Origin of the sequence: Pseudomonas sp. GL-B-12 (assembly GCF_019955895.1) — a bacterium.
Taxonomy (GTDB): Bacteria; Pseudomonadota; Gammaproteobacteria; order Pseudomonadales; family Pseudomonadaceae; genus Aquipseudomonas.
Map to the genome: position 1 here is coordinate 84,137 of NZ_JAHBCX010000002.1, position 19,835 is coordinate 103,971.

Here is a 19,835-nt window from a genome sequence, read left to right on the forward strand (position 1 = left end):
GGGTTAGCGTACAACCCGGGTTAATTCATCTCCCCTTCTACCCGATCCCTTCCCGCCTGCTTCGCCGCGTAAACTCCCGAATCCGCGCGCAACAGCAAGGCATCGGCACCCTCCCCGACCCGCCAACTGGCAATCCCGAAACTGGCGGTGACCGTACCGACACCTTCAATGGGTGAGCTGCGCAAGCCTTGCCACAATTGATGGGCCAATATATAGGCATTTTCGCCGCTGATATCCGGGCACAGCACCATGAACTCCTCACCGCCCAGGCGGCAGAACACATCGGTGCGACGCAGCCGGCGGCCGATCCGCTGGCACACGGCCTGCAACACCCGATCACCGATGGCATGGCCATGCAGGTCATTGATGCGTTTGAAATGGTCGATATCGAGCATGATCACCGACAGATCCCCACCACCGCGCTCCACCCGGGCCATTTCGGTGGTCAGGCGTTCCTGGAAATAGCGCCGGTTGTGGATACCGGTCAGCGAATCGGTGACCGACAACGCGCGCAGCTTTTCTTCCACCCGCTTCATATCGGAAATGTCCGAGATGTAGCCGTGCCACAGCACGCCGCCACCGGGCAGCGCCTCCGGCGTGGCCTCGCCACGCACCCAACGCAGACCGCGTTGCGGCAATTGCACACGGTATTCTTCGCGCCAGGGGCTGAGGGTGTCGGCCGAGGCGCGGATCGAGGCGCGGACACGGGTGGTGTCCTGGGGGTGAATCCGGGTGAAAATCGCTTCGGCATTGAGCAGCAGCACGTCGGGTTCCAGCTCGTAGATCTCGCGAATACCGTCGCTGGCGTAGATCACGCTAAAACGCCCGTCGAACTCCATCTTGAACTGGTAGATGCCACCGGGCACGTGGGCGCTGAGTTTCTTCAACAGCAGGTCCCGCGCCGCAAGCGCTTCGTGGACCCGTTTGCGTTCGGTGATGTCGATGCACACCGCCAGGTGCCCGACCCACAGGCCTTGCTCGTCGAGCACTGGCGTGGCGAGCATGTTGACCATCAAATGGCTGCCATCGCCGCGCACCAGCGTCCACTCCCGCGCCTCGTGGCCGCCCTCCACGTCGCCTTCGACCAGCATCGCCTGGCAGGTCGGCACCGGTTTGCCATAGCGTGCGCCCAACTCTGCCGAGCGAGCGAGCAGTTCCCGGGGCAGGTGCAGGTTCTCCAGGGTCATATGGCCGACCACTTCGGCACTGGTATAGCCAAGCATCTGCTCGGCACCGGCGTTGAAGGTGCTGATGACGCCACGCAGATCGGTGGCGATGATCGCGACCTGGGTGGCGGCATTCAGCACGCCACGCAACTGGCCATGGGTGCCGTGCAGCTCCTGTTCTCGATCGCGCAGCTCCCGGGTGCGTTGCTCGACCAGTTTCAACGCCCGCTGCCGCTGACTGACCAACACATACAACAAGGCACTGAGCATCACGCTGAGCAATCCACCCAACACCACCAGACTGGTGACGGAGGAATGGTTGGCCTGCACGAACGCGTCGCTGGGCTGGATATCGACTTGATAGTCATGGTCGGCCATGCGCAACAGGCGCGTGGCGGACAGTTCGCTGATGGCCGGCGGGTTGGGCGACTCGAACAGCACTTCGTGCTGGTCGTCGATCGACAAATCGAGGATGCGCACCGAGAGATAGTCACGGCTCGCTTCCGGCAGGCCGTCCGCCAGCAATTGGCGCATGCTGATCACGGCCATGACATAACCGTAGGGCTTCGTGGTTTTGTGGTCCTGACTGTTGCGCTGCATGACCGGCGCGACCAGCAGCACGCCGCGCGCATAAGCCGGCTCGATGCTCACCAGATGCATCGGTTGCGACACCGCCATGCCGCCAAGTTGATCGGCCCGATCGAGCGTGGCACGCCGTAGCGGCTGGGCCAGCAAGTCGTAACCGAGGGGAGCGCCGAGTTTGCTTTGCGTCTGGCTATACAGCACCGCCACGTACTCATCTCGCTCGCCCGCCAGTTGCAATTGGCCGTCGGCGTTGAGCTCTCTCAGGGTGAAGCTGCTCAAGCCTTCGTCACGCACCCGACGCTCGAACGCCGCCCGCTCGTCACGGGTGACCCGCTGGGCGTAGGAATAAGCCTGGGTTCGCAGAAGTAAAGGTTGGGTGTAGCCGTCGAATTCCGCTCGGGAAACCGAATCGGAATTGGCGAAAAACCGGCGCAGGCCATCGAGGCGCTGCTCCTGATCTTCGAAACGCTCTTCGATACGGCTGTAACGTTCACTGGCCAGCAGTTGGAAACGTTGCCGCAATTGATGGTGAAACAGATTAAGTGTCGACCACGCCAGCAACCCGGTGAGCACCCCGCCAACCAGCAATACCAGCAGTGCGACCAGCCAGGCCGAGACATCTTCGCTGATAAATCCCAGGATCTTGGGGCGCACGGCGTGCAACGACATAGAACGCAACTCAAAACGCCAGGTGCGGGGAAGCCCTTTGGCTGTGCGTTGAGTTATAGCTATTAGCCACTAATTTGACCAGCATTGATCGGGTCCTGCAGGAGCGAGCTTGCTCGCTCCTGCAGGGAATCAGCACAGCTATTTAGCGAGCCGTGATTTTCCAGGCGCGATGGATCTTGGCGTTGCGGGAAAAATCCGGATCGATGGTCTGGGCGCTGATCTCCTCGACCGCATAACGCTCGCCAAGATTGGCTTCCAGTTCGAACTTGCGGAAGTTGTTGGAGAAGTACAACACGCCGCCTGGCGCCAGTCGCGCCATGGCCAGGTCGATCAGTTGCACCTGGTCGCGCTGCACGTCGAAGACACCTTCCATGCGCTTGGAGTTGGAGAACGTCGGCGGATCGATGAAGATCAGGTCGTACTCGTCACGACTGGCTTCGAGCCACGCCATCACATCGCCCTGCTCCAGGCGGTTCTTGTCGGAAAAACCGTTCAGCGACAGGTTGCGACGCGCCCAGTCCAGATAGGTTTTCGACAGGTCGACACTGGTGGTGCTGCGCGCGCCGCCCTTGGCCGCATGCACACTGGCCGTCGCGGTGTAGCAGAACAGATTGAGGAAGCGTTTACCCGCCGCCTCTTTCTGGATACGCATGCGCATCGGCCGATGGTCGAGGAACAGACCGGTGTCGAGGTAGTCGGTGAGGTTCACCAGCAGCTTCACGCCGCCTTCATTGACCTCGACGAACTTGCCCTGCGCCGCCTGGCGCTCGTACTGCTTGGTGCCGCTCTGACGCTCGCGGCGTTTTACCACCACGCGGCTCTTGTCGATGTTCAACGCCTGCGGGATGGCTGCCAGGGCATCGAACATGCGCCCCGAGGCCTTTTCCGGATCGATGGATTTCGGTGCGGCGTACTCCTGGACGTGGACCCAATCCTGATACAGGTCGATGGCCATGGAGTATTCCGGCATGTCGGCATCGTACACGCGGTAGCAGTCGATGCCTTCACGCTTGACCCACTTGCCCAGGGTCTTGAGGTTCTTTTGCAGGCGGTTGGCGAACATCTGCCCGCCTTCGCTCAGGCGCGGCTGCTCGACCACCGGAGCCGGTGTCGGCGTCGGTTTGATCGGGTTGCCGTTTTTGTTGAACTTGCGTTCTTGCGGTTCGTTCGGCGCCTGATCGTAAGCGGCTTGCTCACGCTCGACCTGGCGCTGTTCCGGAGTACGGCGCTCGCCAGTGACGAACTGATCCGGCAGCACCTTGATCAGCAGCAGCTTGCACGGCAAGGCGCCGTTCCAGAACGAATACTGCTTGTGGCTGCGGATGCCCATGCGCTTGCCCAGGTCCGGCGCGCCGGTGAACACCGCCGCTTCCCAATTCAGGCAGGCCTGACGCAGGCGCTCGCCGAGGTTCTGGTAGAGGTAGAGCAGGCTCGCCTCATCGCCCAGACGCTCGCCGTACGGAGGGTTGCAGATGACCAGGCCTTTCTGGTTCTGGTCCGGGCGCGGCTCGAAAGTCGCGACTTCGCCCTGGTAGATCTTGATCCACTCGCTCAGGCCGGCTCGCTCGACGTTGTTACGGCCCGGTTGAATCAGCCGTGGATCGGCTTCGTAGCCGCGGATCCACAATGGTGTTTTGGCCAGGCCGGCAGCGGCGCGCTCGGAAGCTTCTTCATGCAGTTTTTTCCACAACGCCGGCACGTGACCGAGCCAGGCGGTGAAGCCCCACTGCTCGCGACGCAGGTTCGGCGCGATGTCGGCGGCGATCATCGCCGCTTCGACCAGGAAGGTGCCGACACCGCACATCGGGTCGGCCAGCGCGCCGCCTTCGGCCGCGATACGTGGCCAGCCGGAACGGATCAGGATGGCGGCCGCGAGGTTTTCCTTGAGCGGCGCCGCACCTTGCTGCAGGCGATAGCCGCGCTGGTGCAGGCTGTGGCCCGACAGGTCCAGGGAAAGAATGGCTTCGCCACGGTCCAGGCGCAGGTGAATGCGCAGGTCCGGGTTGAGCTTGTCGATGGACGGACGGTCGCCTTGCGGGGTGCGCAGTTTGTCGACGATGGCGTCCTTGACCTTCAGCGCGCCGAAGTGGGTGTTGTCGATACCCGAGCCATGGCCGCTGAATTCGACGGCCAGGGTGCCGTCATTGAGCATGTGGTCTTGCCACTCGATGTCCAGCACGCCGTGGTACAGGTCTTCGGCGTCCTTCATCGGGAAACGCTTGAGCACCAGCAGCACGCGGTTGGCCAGGCGCGACCACAGGCACAGGCGATAAGCGGTTTCCATGGTGGCCATGCCGCGTACGGCAGAGGTGTGCTCGCGCGCTTCCTCAAGGCCAAGCCCGACGGCTTCCTCGATGAGCAGGCCTTCAAGGCCTTTTGGGCAAGTGAGGAAGAGTTCGAAATGATCGGACATGGGAATTCCAGAACCTTTAGCTGAGTGACCGGGCAACGCATTGCCGGTCCGGTTTTCAATCAGGCGCTTTTCTCGAAGAGCGCCCGCGTGGCACGAAGGTGTGCCGTTCCACCCCTGCTGCCCGGGTTAAATGAGCTTAGATGCAAGGACAGATAAAAAAGTTGATGCAACAAAATGTCATAAATCGACCCTTCGTCGAATAGTGCATCCCGGCAACGGGAGCCATTCTCACTAAAGGATTAAGCCCATCATCCAGCGCAGAGCCGATCATACCGGGGTTTGGCCAATAAATACGCTAAAAACACGCTGTTACTTATGGCCTTAGCACATCAATAGTTACGTCCTTATGACAAAACGATCATTCCCTCGATGTGACGCATTGGTTAGAACTCAATACAGGTTGGCGCCGCAATGACGCCAACACCTTGGCTCGTGACGCCGGCAACGAGCCGCCAACGGCAGAGTTTTTCTGCCAGACCTCAATAGAGGTCGACGCGATAAATACAGTCAACAAGTGAGGGCAACACCCTATGAGAAGACTTAAGCGTGATCCGTTGGAAAGAGCTTTTTTGCGCGGATATCAATATGGCGTTGGTGGCAAATCCCGTGAGCTTTGCCCATTTACTCTACCGTCGGTACGTCAAGCCTGGATCAACGGCTGGCGAGAAGGACGCGGCGACAACTGGGACGGTATGACCGGCACTGCGGGAATCCACAGACTCAACGAACTTCACGCCGTCGGCTAATTACAGGGCACAACACTCCGACACGACAATCTGATTTTGTACTGAATTAACCACGCACGTCCCATCCGGACGGCGGGCTCCGGCCCAGGGGCTCCTTTATGGAGCCCTTTTTTATGCCTGCAACAAATTTAACGAGGAACCCTGTGTGGCGATCCGACAAGCCCCCTCGCCACAAAAGCCCCCAAGCAACCTTTAGCGTAGCGCTGCGATTGCGTCTACCGACTCACGAATCAGCGCCGGGCCTTTGTAGATGAAACCCGAGTAGATCTGCACCAGGCTCGCGCCTGCAGCGATTTTCTCGGCCGCGTGCTTGCCTTCGGTAATGCCGCCCGCCGCAATGATCGGCAAACGCCCGCCTAGCTCCGACGCCAGCACTTGCACGGTGTGAGTGCTCTTGTCACGAACCGGTGCGCCGGACAGACCACCGGCTTCTTCGCCATGTTCCATGCCTTCGACGCCTACGCGGCTCAGGGTGGTGTTAGTCGCAATGACCGCATCCATTCCGGTTTCGATCAGCGCTTGCGCAACTTGTGCGGTTTCTTCGTCGCTCATGTCCGGCGCGATCTTGATCGCCAGCGGTACATGTTTGCCATGACGCAATGCCAGTTCCGCGCGGCGCTCGGCCAGATCGGCCAGCAACTGCTTGAGCGAGTCGCCAAATTGCAGGCTGCGCAGGCCCGGCGTGTTCGGCGAACTGACGTTGACCGTCACATAGCTGGCGTGGGCGTAGACCTTGTCCAGGCAGATCAGGTAGTCGTCCACGGCACGCTCGACCGGCGTATCGAAGTTCTTGCCGATGTTGATGCCCAATACGCCCTTGTACTTGGCCGCCGCCACGCGGGCCAGCAGGTGATCGACGCCGAGGTTGTTGAAGCCCATGCGGTTGATGATCGCCTCGGCTTCCGGCAAACGGAACAGGCGCGGCTTCGGGTTGCCCGGCTGCGGGCGCGGGGTGATGGTGCCGATTTCGACAAAACCGAAACCCAGCTGGGCGAAACCATCGATGGCCGCGCCGTTCTTGTCCAGGCCGGCGGCCAGCCCCACCGGATTCGGGAAGTCCAGGCCCATGACATTCACCGGCAGCTTCGCCGGGGCCTTACACAGCAAGCCGTTGAGCCCAAGACGCCCGCCCGCTCCGATCAGGTCCAGGGACAGATCGTGGGAGGTTTCCGGGGAGAGTTTGAACAACAGCTGACGGGCCAGGGTGTACATGGGCGGGTTGGACTCAGGGCGGCGAAAAGTGGCGGCGATTATAGCCGGGCTGAAGGGTGATGAGCGAGAGATGCATGAAAGGAGAGCGCCAGACCCATACAGAATCCGCTGCGCTCTCCCCTCTTGCCTTTATCTCGGTAACTCGGGCTTGGCGTCAGGAGGACGTTGCGAGCACGACCAGATGAACGGGAAGTAGATAAGCATCAGCATCGCCATTAAACAGACATTCACGACGTGACCTTGAGCATTCTCTCCCATATCAGAAAAAGCCAACTCGACCGCTGCCGCCGCCACCGCTAGATTGATGGCCTGAAATGCCGAAGTCCGGGACGCGCTGACATTCAGCAGCGCATCAGCCAGCTGTTCCCGTGACGGCAGGCGTGCCCCGGCACGTACTTGCAGCACACTTTGCTGCAGTGACTCCGGGTCGGACAGCACTGAACCCAGTCCAGCCGAAGGAGACAACAAGGGCCAGCTTCTGCACAGGATAAAAATGAAATCGTCAATGACCGCGCCCGTGGCATTCAGTGCACCCTGGATGACATCCGCGCCCAGGCTGTAGCCAAGTTCGGCCGCGTATCGACCCGGACCGCTCAGCGGCATCAAGGCTCCCAACTCCGCCAGCAAAAATTGCACGGTGCCAAAAGCTACCGTGGTGACCCCGGTAGCCCCGATACTGGCTGCGCCTGCGTTGTCCTGCAAAGGGAAGAAGGCGTTGGCCAGATCTCGAGCCACCGTATAGATATTGGTATTGATGATGCCCGAAAGCATGTTGCTCGAAGCACCGTTCAGGTGCGCGGCAAACAGCGCGCCCATCGTAATGCAGGCCATGCACACGCGCCCCAGTCGTGACTGAAGACTGGCCGTTCCCGCGCACTCGTCGCGGATGGCGCCCATCAGACTCATCGCGGGACCAATCATCGTGATGGCGGCCACCTCCCATGCGCGAGATGCCTCGGGTGAATCGCCCTCCCGGATAGCTTTCTCCACGTAGAAACCGACCAACTGACGCAATACTGTGGTCAGCGTGACGACCAGACCTGTGCGTGCCGCAACATTAAGCAGGTTCAGCCCGGGCCCTCGGGCGCTCTCAAGAAACTCCATGCCCGCAGCAACAACGGACTGCATTCGACTTTCGCGGGTTTGCTGGGTATCACGTGCATGGAACCCGTCGATTACAACGGCTAGCGCCCCATGTTGCGCCCCTTTCAGAGGGGGCCCATCGCCAATGAAGCTCCACACCGCTGCCGCCAAATCGCGGCCCGTCTCGCCCTGCGCCTCAAGGAGCAACTCCAACTCGCTATCAATCTTGTTACGCAGGAGCGTCACCCCCGCAGCAATTTGCCTGGGTGATCCCAGCTTTCCCGCATGAAAATCCGGGCTCACGAGATCAAGAGCTTCCATCAAACCGCTGGCAGCTGAACTGACGCGTGAGGTGTCATTGCCTGAAATGGCAAAGATGTTTCCTGTTGAACCACCAATCGAGTTAATCATCCTCGTCTCCCTGATCAGCTAATTGAATTCTTACTGCTCTGCCTCACCACTCACTCTTCTGCCAAGCCTCATCCTCCATCGGTTGAAACACATCACGCATGATCCCCTTGACGAAGACGTCCATGCTGAACGCGAGGCCATTGGCACCTTTGATTTCCTTATAAAGCTGCGACTTTTCCAGCCCGTCGTCCTTCAATCGGAACAGCACCTGCAGCGTGATCGCCATCAACGCCTTCGCAGTGGGGTACGCGGGTGATTCGCCATCTGCACCTCGAAGCGAACGGAGAAACGCATGGATAGCCTTTTCTCCCTGCCCCTCCATGGCTGACAGCCGTTCATACAAACGCTCGAATTCGGGATCCGGGCGCTTGTTTTCAGGCACGTTCTGGTTGGCCGCAAGCACACGTGACTCAAGCGACTCGACCGTTGCGCGCCCCCCGCTCTCAGTCGTGCGCAGACTCAAACCGCTTTCAATCTTCATGGCGGACCTCGGTAGGGGCAGTTTGCGTGGAACCGGCCGAGCGTTCGGCAAAGGTCGAATACAGATCCGTGAGCGCCTGCATGGAAGCCCGGTCCAGAGCGCGAACCGACTCCGGCAGGTTCGCCACGCACGCCAGCAAGCGCGGTTCCAGTCGTTGCCTCGTCGTTTCCAGATCGAATTCCAGCAGTTGATCCGCAAGCCGCGCCACATAGCGCTCTTGCGGGTGATAGTCGAGGACCAGTTCGCCGGACCAGAGCCTGCTCAAGCGCTCGCGCAATTCATTGCCCTGCGGCCGACAATGCATCGGCAACAGCACTTGCAACACCGCGCCCGAGCCGGCCGGTTGTGCCATCAGCCAACGCTCGAACATTTCGTCCAGCCATTCGGGACGCTTCAACGCGTCTGCGAGCAAATCGCGGGCGGCCTGAGCAAGGTCGCTGCGCAATTGCTGCCCCAACGCCTGGGATTCAAGCAAGCCCTTGGCCAGATGCTCGGTCGCAAGCAAGATGCCCGCGGCATAGCCTTCCTGAAAGGCTTGGGCATGCACCGCTTCGGCGTCACGCCGAGCCTGCTCTACACAATCACGGGCCCAGCGCTGAGCCTGTTGCTGCAACGCTCGACACCGACGCGCGGCGGCGATGTCTTCGCGGGACACAAGCGCATCGCTCGCCGCGGGAAGGTCAGTCAGGGTTCGGATAGCGTCGAGCATGTTGCACCGCCAAAAAGAAAAGAGCTGTATCGGGTTGCGTGATGGGCCATTGCCTGTGCAGGCGAACAACCGGTTCGGAAAATTGCAGGGTCAGGCGTTCGAGCAAGGCTGGCGGTACCTGCTCGTACCAACTCCATAACGCATTGAGGCCGGCGGCTTCGACCTGTTCTATCGAAACAGGCGAGTTCCCGATCGGCAGGGCGCATCGAACACCCAGGCTGCAACCGGCGAACCGACGCAGAGGCAATGGCAGGCGAAGCAACGTCGCGCCTCGCGCCAGATCGGGCATCAAGCGATAAGCGCCCATCAGCCTGGCGATATAAGGTAACTGTCGCCAATGGCGAACCCATTGCTGCGCCACGGCCGTCAGCGGCGTCGCAGGCGATGCCCCCCGTTTTTCAAGACCCTCGAGCAGTATTCGGTTGAGCAGACCTCGTGCCTCAGGCCCGGCAAATTCCTCCGGCAAAGGCAGGCGCTGCGGATGCAGATAGCTCAGGGGCTCGGCGAGAATCTCCGATAAGCACTCAGCGTGCGACATTACGCTGCCCTGCGCTTGATTGGCGGTAAGCCCAGGCTGCGCCACTGGCCAACAGCAATGCGGTCACCGCGGTCAACCACCAGACCCAGTGCGAGTGCCCTTGCGTTGCGGCCACGGACGGCGCGACATGCTGGGTCGGGGAACGCCTGGACAGTACCACCGAGATGTTCTCGTACTCGACCGCCGCAAAACTGTTCTTGAGAAAACGCTTGATGTCGGTGATCAGCAATTGCGGGTCGACGTCGAGCTCATGGATCGCCACTGCCGAGAGGTGGACAGGCGGCGTCTTGCGCCCGCCTTCGCCAGCCTCCAGGTCGTAACTGACATGCACTCGCGCCGACACCACGCCTTCGAGCACACCCAGCGACTGTTCGATTCGCTGCTCCAGCGCCGAATAAAGCCGGGCTTTTTCAGCGCGGGGCGAGGCTACCAGCGAGTCGGCAGGAAACATCTCTGCCACTTGCAGGCGCGGCCGCGAAGGCAAGGAATAGAGGTTAAGCAAATCGACCGCCGCGGAAAAATCGACCTGATTGATTTTCACCGCATAGCCGGTTTTGCCGGCATCGACTTTCACCGCAGCAATGTTGTTGCGCTGCAGCACCGAAAGCACTTCATTGGCCTGCTGCTGATCCAGCCCTTCGAGCAGATTGGGTTGGCGACACCCCGACAGCACCAGGCACAACAGTATCAACAAAACGCCTGGCTTCATGAGGCACGCAGCAGGGTTTCGGCAGTGCCTACCGCTTTGCGGACCAGTACGTTAAGCAAGTTGATGTCCACGTTGTATTGTCCGGTCAGCTCCTGCAACTGGGCCAGTACTTCGGGATGGGTGATATCCGGGCGCTGCAGCATCTGATTGATAGCTGAAACGTCCTGCTCGCTATTGACCGCGGAACCGGCAAACGCTTCGATCAATCGGGACTCAAGGGATACGATCGGTCCTTCGTGGGGGCCGCGCAATTCCGTAAAGACTGCCCGGCCGATGCCAGACAGGGAAATGTTTTGAATAGCCATGCAATGCACTCATGAAAATGGCCATTGACACGTACCAATGGCCGGTCAAAAAAGGAAGAGTCAGCGGGCTGCCTGGATGATCGCCATGTCGATATCCTTGAAGCCCTTGATCGTGTTGGTCTGGGCGTTTCGAAACACCGTGTAGGACGAAAACGCGGCCTGATAAGCCGCCAGCAGACCAGGGTCCGATGCATCCTGCTTCAAGTCATCCAGTGCTTTGTCCAGCGCGGTCTTGAGGGAGGCGGCACCGTTTTCGAACGCCTCGGCCTGACGCCCGAGAAAGTCATCGGCAAAGTCGATGGGGATAGCAATGTCGGCCATGAGTCACCTTTTAGTGTTGTGTAGGAAAATGCCAGGATGACGAGGTCATCTTGATGTAGCCCTGCGGGCCGGTCTGGAACGACTTGTCCTTGAGCGAGTCGTCCTTGAGCTCGACGGTGAAGTGCACGTAGCGATCACCCCACTGCCGGTAAAAGCTGTCGATGTACCGGCGGGCGTTCGCCAGTTCGGAATCCTGCAAATTGCCTGCAACGGCAAACGTGACACTGTCCTCGTGCTCAATGCGGCTGAAGGCCAGTGACAGGCGCTGCAAACCCTCTTGCGCCAGATCGACGAGCAGGCTGTCATCCTGCATTTGCACCGTTATGTCCTGGGCATAAGGCGCGGCCGAGAGCAGTGCATCGAGCAGTTTTGCCTGTTGTTGAGGTGTGAGCAGATTGCGTTGTGCACTCAGCAACAGTCGCGGTACCGATGGATCCTTCAGATCAATGGAGTGCCAGGCCAGTTGTGGATCATGGTCAACCAGCAAATGCTCCAGCCGACGACGCTCCTGGTCCATCACCAGCACTTTGCCGCTCAGCGTGTTGTGGCGCACCAGCACTTGCCGACTCCAACCCGCATCGCGTTCGGAAGCCACGAACACATAGATCGCATTGTCACGACCGCTCAACACCTTGGCTTCGTCACTGGCTCCGGTGATCAACGCGCGAACATCGGTTTCAGGTGTGGGTCCAGGCACCGACCAGATGCCGACCGCGGTGACCAGGGCAGCCAGCGCCAGACCGCTGGCGACCCATCCAGACCAAGGGGCACGCCACCACACGACAACGGCGGCATCAGAGGTAGCGTCAGGTTGCAGCCCGAGAAGTTCAGGTGCGCAGGATTGGTCTTCAGGCCGCAAGGCGATTTGCAGGCCGCCGATCTGCACCCTGGTGTGGAAAGCACAGTGGCGTATTTCCGTTGACTCTTCGAGCACCCGCAGCGGCAGGCCATCCGGCGTGACTTGATCGGCCAACACCTCAAAATTGCATCCCCCCGACTCCAGCGGAACGAAGATGGCATCCGCCGGGACGCTGGCAGTCAGTCCCCCCTCTCCCAGCAGATCCACTGCCCCTACCACGAACAGGGTTGTGCTTTCGCCGAGGGGGAATTCGCAACCTTGCAGCGCGCCGTTGAGTATCCGTAGAACGCAAGGTTGCGGGGCGGGGGCCGAAAGAAGTGTCACCGTTCAAGCTCCAGGGCTATGAAATGAACGGGCATGGTAGAAAGGCTGGCTGCAGCCTTCATGATCGAATTCTGCCGATCGCGCCCTGCGCAGGATCAGAATCTTGCGCCTGCTCTCATGGCACCCTCATTGTCGAGCCTGGGAATACTCCTGATAACGCTGCCAGACCTTGCGCGCATAGCGCAGGCGCGCGGCTTGCCGTTGCGCAGAGTTGCCGGCGTTATAGGCACCCACTGCCGTCCAGTTGTAGCCGTAACGCCCGATAAATTCGGCAAGCACCGACGCACCGACTTCAACTGACAGGCAAGGATCATCCAACAGGCGCTGCTCAGTGATGCCCTGAGCGCTCAAACGGGGCAGATGATAGCTGTTGATCTGCATTAACCCGATATCTCGCGAACCGTCCTTGTTGTAGTTAATCGCATTCGGATTCTGTCCTGATTCGACATCGGCAATCGCTCGAAGCAGTTCCGCTTCGATCGCATGTCGCGTCCCCGCCTGGCTCCAGCACCAGGCTTGTGCCTGGCTCGCGCCAAGGCACACCAGCACCGTTAGCCACTTGATTCTGCGCGGCGTCATGCCAGATGCCGCTCGCTGACCAGCGTCGGTCGCTCGCGGGCAGGATGATCCTGCGTCGATGCCTGGTAGCCCACATCAGGTTCTCGTTGCAAAGAGCTCCAGAGCGGCGCGACCACTGGACTACTTGTCAAACCGGACCCACGGGTTGGCGACATGTCATCAACGGATCGCAGCCTGGCCAGAGCCAACCAGTTCGCATACAGGTCGCGGGCATTGAATGGATTGACGCCGAACAGCACATTCCAGGCAGCCAGGCCCTGTTCACCGATTGCGCTTTCGCAGAGCCCGGCCTGCTCGAGTTCACCCCAGGCTGCCGCGTGCTGGTCAAAATAAGCCAATACCACGGCATACAGAATCACCAGCAACGAATTGCCCGAGGCGCCTTGTTGCAGGGCTCGACGCGCCATCTGCAAGGCCAACTCGGGACTTGCGACAAGCGCAATGCGCATACGCAAGACCTGCGCCCTTACGCAATCAGGATCATGGCGCAGAGCATTGTCGATGTTTTGCGCAGCCTGCTCGTTGCGCCGCCAGAACCAGTGATGCCAGGCATGCAAGTAATGAACGTCAGCCTGATCGGCATTCAGCAGACAGCGTCGGAAAAGCACCTGGGCCGCCTGTTCGCTGCCGCGCAGACTGGTGAGCAAAGCCAGGCGAGCCAATGCAGGGATGTTGCCAGGGTCCAATGCCAGGGCATTGGAAATCGCCGATTGTGCCTCATCGATTGCCCGACCCTGATCACAGGATCCGATCATTGCCTGCCCCAGCCAGGCATCCGCCAGGCCATACCAGGACAGTGTGTGCCCGGTATCGAGCTTCAGGCACTGGCGAAACTGTACCAGCGCATCGCGCAGACTCTGCGGAGTGTGCTGCTGCACGCTGCACAAACCACGCAGGTACGCCACCGCGGCCGGGTATGACGCGCAGGCATCACCGACCAGGCTCAAACCGGGAATGCGCTGCGCAACCAGGCACGTCAATGCCCCAAGCGACGCCCCGGGATCACGGGCATCCAGTGTCTGCCCATGCAGCAGAGCGTGATCGCGGCCACGGATCAACTCGACCGACCATTGCTGCTGATCGCTCGGGCCGCTGCAGCGCCCGCTCAAGCAGTAGTTCGCAGACAACTGCCCGATCAGCGACCGCATATCGACCGGTTGTGCATAGGCCGCCATCAATCCCGAGGGAATGACGTGCAACACCTCGCCGAACGCCAACGTCAACTGACGGATCATCACATCCTGCAGATCCAGCGCTGCCGTCTCCCCCAGATTGCGAAACGGCAGGACAGCCAGCGAAGGCGCCACGGCCCTCGCCTGACCCGGTGTGTCGAGTTCGACAACCGCACAGGTAAATCGATAACCCTGGCCGTACACGGTCGCAATGAAATCCTTGTTTTCCCTGAGCAGCTTGCGCAATGCATAAATGCAGCGGGTCAACGATTCTTCGGCTGCATCCATCTCGGGCCATACCTGGTCCAGCAAATAATCCTTGCTGACGACCGACCCCGCCGACTTCAGCAGCAGGCGCAGTACGCTCAACTCTTTGGGTGGGACGTGAACCCCCTCTCCATCCCGCATCAGCGTTCCATCGCCTTGCAATAGCCAATGGTCAAAAACGAATGACTTGACCGGCGATTGATCAGTTGCACTGTCCATATTTTGAAATTTCTCTATAGAAAGTTACTCAAGCGCAATCAAGCCTGTGGGTAATCAGGCTCGAGATGACAAGCCGCGTGACTATAGGAAGTTGAGAGGGAGGATTCCGTAGGACTAGTAATTCTATGACGTAGGAAAATACGACATAAGCAGTAGGCTTTATTTAGAAATTATGCACTTTCTTACCAAACAACAAATGTCACCGACCGTTCGCCACTCCGTCACATCAGCATCTGGCAGATCGATATCAAACGCCTCATTGATTGACATGACAACTTCTACAACACCCACGGAATCAACGCACAAATCTTCCACCAGTCGTGAATCCGAGTTGATCGTCCGTCGATCAACTCGCAAATAGCCTGACAGCAACTTTATAACCTGACGTTCAAGATCATCACTCATGGAACCCGACATTACTCCCTCCAACAAAAAATCGGGCACAACTCCAGACTGGACAAGCCCGGAGCATGCCCGCTTCAAGAACATTCTTTTACTTTTATTGATAGGCGGTAGTTTCGCTTCAAAAATTCAACATGGCCTTCAACATATCTGCGTACTGATTCAGATGTGAAGACAAGGTCTTATTGAAGTTATCGTGGTAAGAGTTGGCATTCGAATACTTCTGGGTGAAGGACTGCAGCATGTTTTTCATGCGTTCTTCCTGGGCATTGAAGCCGGTTTGCCAGGCTTGGAATTTTGCGGTGTCCCAAGTGACCCAGTTGCCTGTTGAAACACTGTCGCGCATTCTCCATAGCGGCCCGGTGTCTATGACGACACAGTAACTGCCGTCGGAATTTTGCTTGAGGCAACTTGCAGGCAGCCCCAGCGCTTCTCGCCATTTTTCTGCTTCCGCCCTGCTCACGCCTCCTTTTCCGGGTTCGGGAAACAGCACGGATGCAGGATTTGGATGGGTGTATTTAGTAATCAGGTTATAAAGTGCGGTTCTCAACTCACCGGCATTCAAATTGACATCCTTGCCCTCATTGGCGCCGTTAATCCAGTCTTTCATCTTCGCGGTAACTTCCGCATTGAAGTCGGAAAAGAAGTTCGAGTAGGCCGCGATGATATGTTCGTAACCAGCCAGGTAACCGTTCTTGATCAGGTCAATCAGATCGAGCAGCTTGTCAAAAAACTCATTTGAAGAATTAATTCTCAGATCGAACTCGTCAGCGATCTCATCCGGCACCGACATTTCTCTCAGCTCATCGAGAATACGATCTTTCTCATCGTAGAGTTGCTGACGTTGCTCCATTGGCAGCGTTTCGAGGCAATGGTTGAACACCGTTCCACTCTGCCGCATCGGGTGTGTCCACATCAGCGATCGAATACGTTTTGCGTGGACCTGCTCGGCAAATTCAGCTGACGAGAAATATTGCGCCAAGATCTCGGCAGGCGACCCTTGAAGCTCCCTTGGAACTCCCGCCGGGCACTTGAGCATATTTTCCAGATTACGATTCAGCGCCTTTACCGAAACTTCGAGCAACTGTGTAAGGGAAAACCCCGCATGGACCTCGACAGGTATTTCGGCAGGCAGCGGTGCATCAACGATGGCATTGGAGTCAGCGGGCAAACTGTTTCCTGGATGTGAGGACTCTGCAATTCTCATATTGTTTTCCTCATTTAGGCCATCTTCATCACATCCGCACGCGATTGGAAAAGCTGCATCACGATGTCCATGATTTTTTGCAGGAGTGCAGCATCAGCCGAGTCTTTCTGGCCGACTTCGTCACTCAAACTCTTCTGGGTATTTTGTGCGCTTTGCTGCAGGACTTCTTTCTCCCGCGCTGTGTGTTCGGCCATACGAACCAGGTTGGACACGACCTGACTCAGGTTCATCGACATTGCGCTGAGCGAGCGGCCGATTTCCAGTTTCTTCTCTATGCCCTTGCCGCCCATTTGGCTCAGCCAGTCGGAGGTTTGCCCAACCTTTTGCGTCTTGAGGATTTCCCCGTCAAACCACGCCTGCTCCTGAGGCGTCAAGGTGGAACCTTTGGGTTTGAAATCGACTGAAGTCGTGCGGCCGAAGTCATCGAAGGTTTTTATCTTGTAGGTGGTTTGCGGGTCCCATTCATTACGAGAACGATGCTGCTCAAGGTCGCTCTTGATATTGCTGGCATCCAGGGCGTTGCGTTTATGCAGGTTGATATCCGTATGTTTAAGCCCCAGCCCCTGGAGCGCCTTGAACATGGCGAAACCGGCGATTGCTCCGGACACTACGGCAGCAGTAACGGCACTGTAGAAGGCCGCATTGCCGGACTCCACAATGGCTGCGCCCTGGGACTTCGCCGCCTCCGCCGCCATGACGCCAAAATGCCCGCGCAATTGTGCGTTGACGACCCTGGCGATGTTCAGCGCAATAATGGCAGCGATCAGTACATTCGCATGTTTTTCCCAAGCACCCGGGTCGAACATCAGATCCTCGCGCACTTCATCGGGGAGCATCATCAAAGCCGCATTGAAATCTTGCCAACTCGCTTCATCGGGCTGGTAGGCGTCGATATCACTCTTGAGTTCCGCAGCGGTAGGGAGTGTGAATTTGGTGTTCGGAAGTACTTGTTTGGTCGCGAGTTGATCGATTGCCGATCCAGAAAGACGCTTGCCTTTAAGATCCTTGGAAAATTGCTCCTGAGCGATCAACTCGCTCAGCCCGGCATCGTTGATCCGATCTTTGTCCAGAACGTGAGTCAATACCGTTGGCGCAGGCCTGATCGTGGTGTGAATGGTGGACATGACAAATTACCTTTAATCAGTGAATTCAAACATGCCGGGCCATTTGCAGGCTGACGGAATGGCTGCGTTGCATGTCGGCAAAGACCTGCTCGATTTGTCGGGTACGGACCTGCATCGCCTGGCCGTAGTCTTCGACCAGGCGGGTGAGGTAGGCGGTGATCTCTTCGCTGATTGCCATACGTACCCGCACGTCAGCCAGGTGCACGGCGGCCTGGGCCTGGTGATCGCCGCTGGCGATCTGCAAACCGCCCTGCACGGCCACATTGCCGAACTCAGTGACGGCCTGGGCAATCTGCAGATTGGCTCCGTAACGGGCCAGGGACACAGCATCGGCGCCATTGGTGATGAAGCCGCGCAACTGGGTCAGCATCTGGGTCAGTGAGTTACTGGCCGATGAGGCCGCCTGCTTGAACACCTGCATCGCGGCAGGCGCGACACCACTGATTGCCGAGGCCAGTTTCGAGGCGATGGCGCCGACCATCGGCCCGATCACCTGTGCCCCGACCACGGCCACCAACGCAACGGCAGCCAGCGTTGCCGCGATCCCCTGGATCATGCCGGCGATTTGCGCGATGTCTTTGGCGGTCTCAGGGTCGACACCAAATGCCACCAGCAATTTTGTATAGAGCTCGGTGAACAGCTTGATCGCTTCCTGCATCACAGTGGTCAGTGGCTTCATGGCTTCGGCCATGAACGACATACCGGTCGCCGCCTCAACCGCGGCGTCGGAAATCATGATCGCCGCACCAATCACACCCACCGCGATCAGCACCGGGTTGGCGGTCAACACGCCGGCGACGATGGTCGCGACGGTCAAGATCGCACCGACGATTTTGCCAATGCAACCCATGGTTTTCTGCAACGCCTCGGCCTTGCGGACTTCTTCCAGATACTTTTCCGACTCGAGCTTCATGTGCTCCTGAAGCTTGGCTTGCAGCTCCAGGAACAGCTCTTGATTGATCTCTTCCTTGTTCTGCGCGGCATCACCCAGCAATTCAATGATCTTCAAGCGGTTCAGCAATGCCAGTGCGCTGCTGCTCAGCGCCTTTTCGTTGGACTCCTTCACCGAGGGTCCGCCGAGCCCGGTTTCCTGCACTTTCACGGCCACCGCGGCCAGCGTTTTGGCGCAGGCGTTGGCGAGCTCGATCAGTTTCAGGTGGGCGTCGGTCGCCTTTTGCAGTGTCTGGGTATGGCCCGCCAGCTCACCTTTGAGTTTGTCACGTAGCGCCAGCTCACTCGCATACTCTGGTGACTCCGGATCCAGCCCCGCCAGCCGTGCTTCACTCTCATCCAGCAATCCCTGGACATGCCGAACCCGTTCCTGCAACTGATCGAGGTGCTCCTGGCTGCTCCCGATCTCGCCCTCGGCAACCTCCAGCGCCTCGACGGCTGCAGCGTAATCAGCCGCCAGTTTTTCATGCCCCTGCTGCCTGGCACCGGCCATGCTTTGCAGCATCGCCAGGCGATTTTTCAGTTTGTTGACGTCGACCTCGCCGAGCATCTCGCTGATCATCGCCATCAACAGGGTGAACAGGTCACCATTGGTTTCCTGTTTGTTGCCGTCCGCGCGTGGTGGTGGCGTATGTAGCACGGGCCTGCCAGCATTGGCGACGGATGGGCCGGATTGGCTTTCGTAGCTCACCGACGTCAGGCGCGCCAATGCCTCTTGGCCGGCCTTCTGAAAGTCAGCCGTCCTGGCGACCTGGCTGGCCGCCTTGCCATATTTCTCAAAGGCCTCGTCTCGACCTGTCGAGCCTGAAAATATCGGGTTGAAGGTGCTTCTGATCTCACTCATGTTCTGTCTCCGAACAATCCTTTTCAATGTGACTCAAGGTGTCGAGATACACCTGAGCCTGCTTGTGCAGATCGTCTTCCGTGGCTTGTTCAAGCACATATTCGAAACACAACCTGGCCTTGCCGATCTTGCCCAGCGCCAGGTGGCACTGGCCGGTGTACAACATGGGCCGGTAGTCGTTCTTGCCTTGGGCGAAGGCGATCGCATACAGATCGATCGCTTTCTGGTGGTTGTGCTTGAGTTGGTGTACGGCGGCCAACCCCATCCAGTAATGGCTGTTGTTGAAGTCGTAGATGCACAGGAAGTGAAAGAACTTCTCGGCATCATCCAGCCGTCCCTGTTCATAGAACTGAAAAGCGAAGGCGTAGAGGCTGTTCATGTGCTCGTCACTGATGCCTTGTACGTCTTTCAACGCCGCGCCACCGAGCACTGCATCCACGACTTCGAGGGCCACTTGTTCATCTTGTTGTTTGTCGCGACTCATCAGCCACACTCCTGAAAAACGTCAGCGCTGCTGACGACTGCATTGAGCCAAAGCG

Annotated in this window: 19 protein-coding genes; 1 reads left to right on the forward strand and 18 read right to left on the reverse strand. The window is 58.7% G+C overall.

Going from position 1 to position 19,835, the window contains the following annotated elements:
* Positions 1 to 20: 20 nt before the first annotated feature.
* Positions 21 to 2,420 carry a GGDEF domain-containing protein gene (locus KGA85_RS01075; protein ID WP_223542841.1) on the reverse strand — a complete coding sequence of 800 codons (2,400 nt, stop codon included), beginning with the start codon at positions 2,418 to 2,420 and terminating at the stop codon, positions 21 to 23.
* A gap of 142 nt (positions 2,421 to 2,562) precedes the next feature.
* Positions 2,563 to 4,833, reverse strand: a complete 2,271-nt coding sequence (gene rlmKL, locus KGA85_RS01080; RefSeq protein WP_223542842.1) for a bifunctional 23S rRNA (guanine(2069)-N(7))-methyltransferase RlmK/23S rRNA (guanine(2445)-N(2))-methyltransferase RlmL — start codon at positions 4,831 to 4,833, stop codon at positions 2,563 to 2,565.
* A 530-nt stretch (positions 4,834 to 5,363) separates the two neighbouring features.
* Here rlmKL and rmf point away from each other — a divergent pair.
* On the forward strand, positions 5,364 to 5,579 hold the full coding sequence (rmf, locus tag KGA85_RS01085; protein WP_003223300.1) for a ribosome modulation factor: 216 nt from the start codon (positions 5,364 to 5,366) through the stop codon (positions 5,577 to 5,579).
* Between the two features lie 192 nt (positions 5,580 to 5,771).
* Here rmf and KGA85_RS01090 read toward each other — a convergent pair whose 3' ends face one another.
* The 16 genes from KGA85_RS01090 to sicA form a co-directional block, all read right to left on the reverse strand.
* Positions 5,772 to 6,791, reverse strand: a complete 1,020-nt coding sequence (locus tag KGA85_RS01090; RefSeq protein WP_008048626.1) for a quinone-dependent dihydroorotate dehydrogenase — start codon at positions 6,789 to 6,791, stop codon at positions 5,772 to 5,774.
* A 129-nt stretch (positions 6,792 to 6,920) separates the two neighbouring features.
* Entirely contained in the window at positions 6,921 to 8,285 is a 1,365-nt protein-coding gene (locus KGA85_RS01095; RefSeq protein ID WP_223532550.1) for a hypothetical protein, read from the reverse strand.
* Positions 8,286 to 8,328: 43 nt separating this feature from the next.
* Positions 8,329 to 8,766: a hypothetical protein gene (locus KGA85_RS01100; RefSeq protein WP_223454928.1), complete on the reverse strand. Its 438-nt coding sequence runs from the start codon at positions 8,764 to 8,766 to the stop codon at positions 8,329 to 8,331.
* Positions 8,756 to 9,475: an oxygen-regulated invasion protein OrgB gene (locus KGA85_RS01105; protein WP_223454930.1), complete on the reverse strand. Its 720-nt coding sequence runs from the start codon at positions 9,473 to 9,475 to the stop codon at positions 8,756 to 8,758. Before KGA85_RS01105 ends, KGA85_RS01100 begins: the two co-directional genes overlap by 11 nt.
* Positions 9,447 to 10,013 (reverse strand): secretion system protein, encoded by a 567-nt coding sequence (locus tag KGA85_RS01110; protein WP_223454932.1) that lies wholly within the window; start codon positions 10,011 to 10,013, stop codon positions 9,447 to 9,449. The genes KGA85_RS01105 and KGA85_RS01110 overlap by 29 nt, the downstream gene beginning before the upstream one ends.
* Positions 10,000 to 10,722: an EscJ/YscJ/HrcJ family type III secretion inner membrane ring protein gene (locus KGA85_RS01115; protein WP_223454934.1), complete on the reverse strand. Its 723-nt coding sequence runs from the start codon at positions 10,720 to 10,722 to the stop codon at positions 10,000 to 10,002. Before KGA85_RS01115 ends, KGA85_RS01110 begins: the two co-directional genes overlap by 14 nt.
* Positions 10,719 to 11,027 carry a type III secretion system inner rod subunit SctI gene (gene sctI, locus KGA85_RS01120; protein ID WP_223454936.1) on the reverse strand — a complete coding sequence of 103 codons (309 nt, stop codon included), beginning with the start codon at positions 11,025 to 11,027 and terminating at the stop codon, positions 10,719 to 10,721. The genes KGA85_RS01115 and sctI overlap by 4 nt, the downstream gene beginning before the upstream one ends.
* Positions 11,028 to 11,087: 60 nt before the next feature.
* Positions 11,088 to 11,348, reverse strand: coding sequence for a type III secretion system needle filament subunit SctF (gene sctF, locus KGA85_RS01125; RefSeq protein WP_223454938.1), 261 nt, complete (start codon positions 11,346 to 11,348; stop codon positions 11,088 to 11,090).
* 10 nt (positions 11,349 to 11,358) lie between these two features.
* Positions 11,359 to 12,531 carry a PrgH/EprH family type III secretion apparatus protein gene (locus tag KGA85_RS01130; protein WP_223542843.1) on the reverse strand — a complete coding sequence of 391 codons (1,173 nt, stop codon included), beginning with the start codon at positions 12,529 to 12,531 and terminating at the stop codon, positions 11,359 to 11,361.
* Positions 12,532 to 12,657: 126 nt separating this feature from the next.
* Positions 12,658 to 13,110, reverse strand: coding sequence for a transglycosylase SLT domain-containing protein (locus KGA85_RS01135; RefSeq protein WP_223454941.1), 453 nt, complete (start codon positions 13,108 to 13,110; stop codon positions 12,658 to 12,660).
* A complete protein-coding gene (locus KGA85_RS01140) occupies positions 13,107 to 14,768 on the reverse strand; it encodes a winged helix-turn-helix domain-containing protein (protein WP_223542844.1) in 1,662 nt (553 codons plus the stop codon). Before KGA85_RS01140 ends, KGA85_RS01135 begins: the two co-directional genes overlap by 4 nt.
* Positions 14,769 to 14,927: 159 nt before the next feature.
* The gene (locus KGA85_RS01145) at positions 14,928 to 15,173 is read right to left on the reverse strand and encodes a phosphopantetheine-binding protein (RefSeq protein WP_223454945.1); all 246 of its coding nucleotides are present in this window, start codon (positions 15,171 to 15,173) and stop codon (positions 14,928 to 14,930) included.
* A gap of 118 nt (positions 15,174 to 15,291) precedes the next feature.
* A complete protein-coding gene (locus KGA85_RS01150; RefSeq protein WP_223454947.1) occupies positions 15,292 to 16,377 on the reverse strand; it encodes an IpaD/SipD/SspD family type III secretion system needle tip protein in 1,086 nt (361 codons plus the stop codon).
* A gap of 14 nt (positions 16,378 to 16,391) precedes the next feature.
* Positions 16,392 to 17,501: a cell invasion protein gene (locus KGA85_RS01155; protein ID WP_223454949.1), complete on the reverse strand. Its 1,110-nt coding sequence runs from the start codon at positions 17,499 to 17,501 to the stop codon at positions 16,392 to 16,394.
* Positions 17,502 to 17,526: 25 nt separating this feature from the next.
* Complete coding sequence (sctE, locus tag KGA85_RS01160) at positions 17,527 to 19,296, reverse strand: type III secretion system translocon subunit SctE (RefSeq protein ID WP_223542845.1); 1,770 nt, start codon at positions 19,294 to 19,296, stop codon at positions 17,527 to 17,529.
* Positions 19,289 to 19,780, reverse strand: coding sequence for a type III secretion system translocator chaperone SicA (sicA, locus tag KGA85_RS01165; protein WP_223454953.1), 492 nt, complete (start codon positions 19,778 to 19,780; stop codon positions 19,289 to 19,291). Before sicA ends, sctE begins: the two co-directional genes overlap by 8 nt.
* Positions 19,781 to 19,835: the final 55 nt, after the last annotated feature.

Bases quoted from the DNA above. Each gene is read 5' to 3' on its own strand.
- KGA85_RS01095 (WP_223532550.1), bottom strand. From the start codon at position 8,285: ATGATTAACTCGATTGGTGGTTCAACAGGAAACATCTTTGCCATTTCA.
- sctF (WP_223454938.1), bottom strand. From the start codon at position 11,348: ATGGCCGACATTGCTATCCCCATCGACTTTGCCGATGACTTTCTCGGG.
- KGA85_RS01090 (WP_008048626.1), bottom strand. From the start codon at position 6,791: ATGTACACCCTGGCCCGTCAGCTGTTGTTCAAACTCTCCCCGGAAACC.
- KGA85_RS01115 (WP_223454934.1), bottom strand. From the start codon at position 10,722: ATGAAGCCAGGCGTTTTGTTGATACTGTTGTGCCTGGTGCTGTCGGGG.
- rlmKL (WP_223542842.1), bottom strand. From the start codon at position 4,833: ATGTCCGATCATTTCGAACTCTTCCTCACTTGCCCAAAAGGCCTTGAA.
- KGA85_RS01075 (WP_223542841.1), bottom strand. From the start codon at position 2,420: ATGTCGTTGCACGCCGTGCGCCCCAAGATCCTGGGATTTATCAGCGAA.
- sicA (WP_223454953.1), bottom strand. From the start codon at position 19,780: ATGAGTCGCGACAAACAACAAGATGAACAAGTGGCCCTCGAAGTCGTG.
- KGA85_RS01145 (WP_223454945.1), bottom strand. From the start codon at position 15,173: ATGAGTGATGATCTTGAACGTCAGGTTATAAAGTTGCTGTCAGGCTAT.
- KGA85_RS01135 (WP_223454941.1), bottom strand. From the start codon at position 13,110: ATGACGCCGCGCAGAATCAAGTGGCTAACGGTGCTGGTGTGCCTTGGC.
- sctI (WP_223454936.1), bottom strand. From the start codon at position 11,027: ATGGCTATTCAAAACATTTCCCTGTCTGGCATCGGCCGGGCAGTCTTT.
- KGA85_RS01150 (WP_223454947.1), bottom strand. From the start codon at position 16,377: ATGAGAATTGCAGAGTCCTCACATCCAGGAAACAGTTTGCCCGCTGAC.
- KGA85_RS01140 (WP_223542844.1), bottom strand. From the start codon at position 14,768: ATGGACAGTGCAACTGATCAATCGCCGGTCAAGTCATTCGTTTTTGAC.
- sctE (WP_223542845.1), bottom strand. From the start codon at position 19,296: ATGAGTGAGATCAGAAGCACCTTCAACCCGATATTTTCAGGCTCGACA.
- KGA85_RS01155 (WP_223454949.1), bottom strand. From the start codon at position 17,501: ATGTCCACCATTCACACCACGATCAGGCCTGCGCCAACGGTATTGACT.
- rmf (WP_003223300.1), top strand. From the start codon at position 5,364: ATGAGAAGACTTAAGCGTGATCCGTTGGAAAGAGCTTTTTTGCGCGGA.
- KGA85_RS01100 (WP_223454928.1), bottom strand. From the start codon at position 8,766: ATGAAGATTGAAAGCGGTTTGAGTCTGCGCACGACTGAGAGCGGGGGG.
- KGA85_RS01110 (WP_223454932.1), bottom strand. From the start codon at position 10,013: ATGTCGCACGCTGAGTGCTTATCGGAGATTCTCGCCGAGCCCCTGAGC.
- KGA85_RS01105 (WP_223454930.1), bottom strand. From the start codon at position 9,475: ATGCTCGACGCTATCCGAACCCTGACTGACCTTCCCGCGGCGAGCGAT.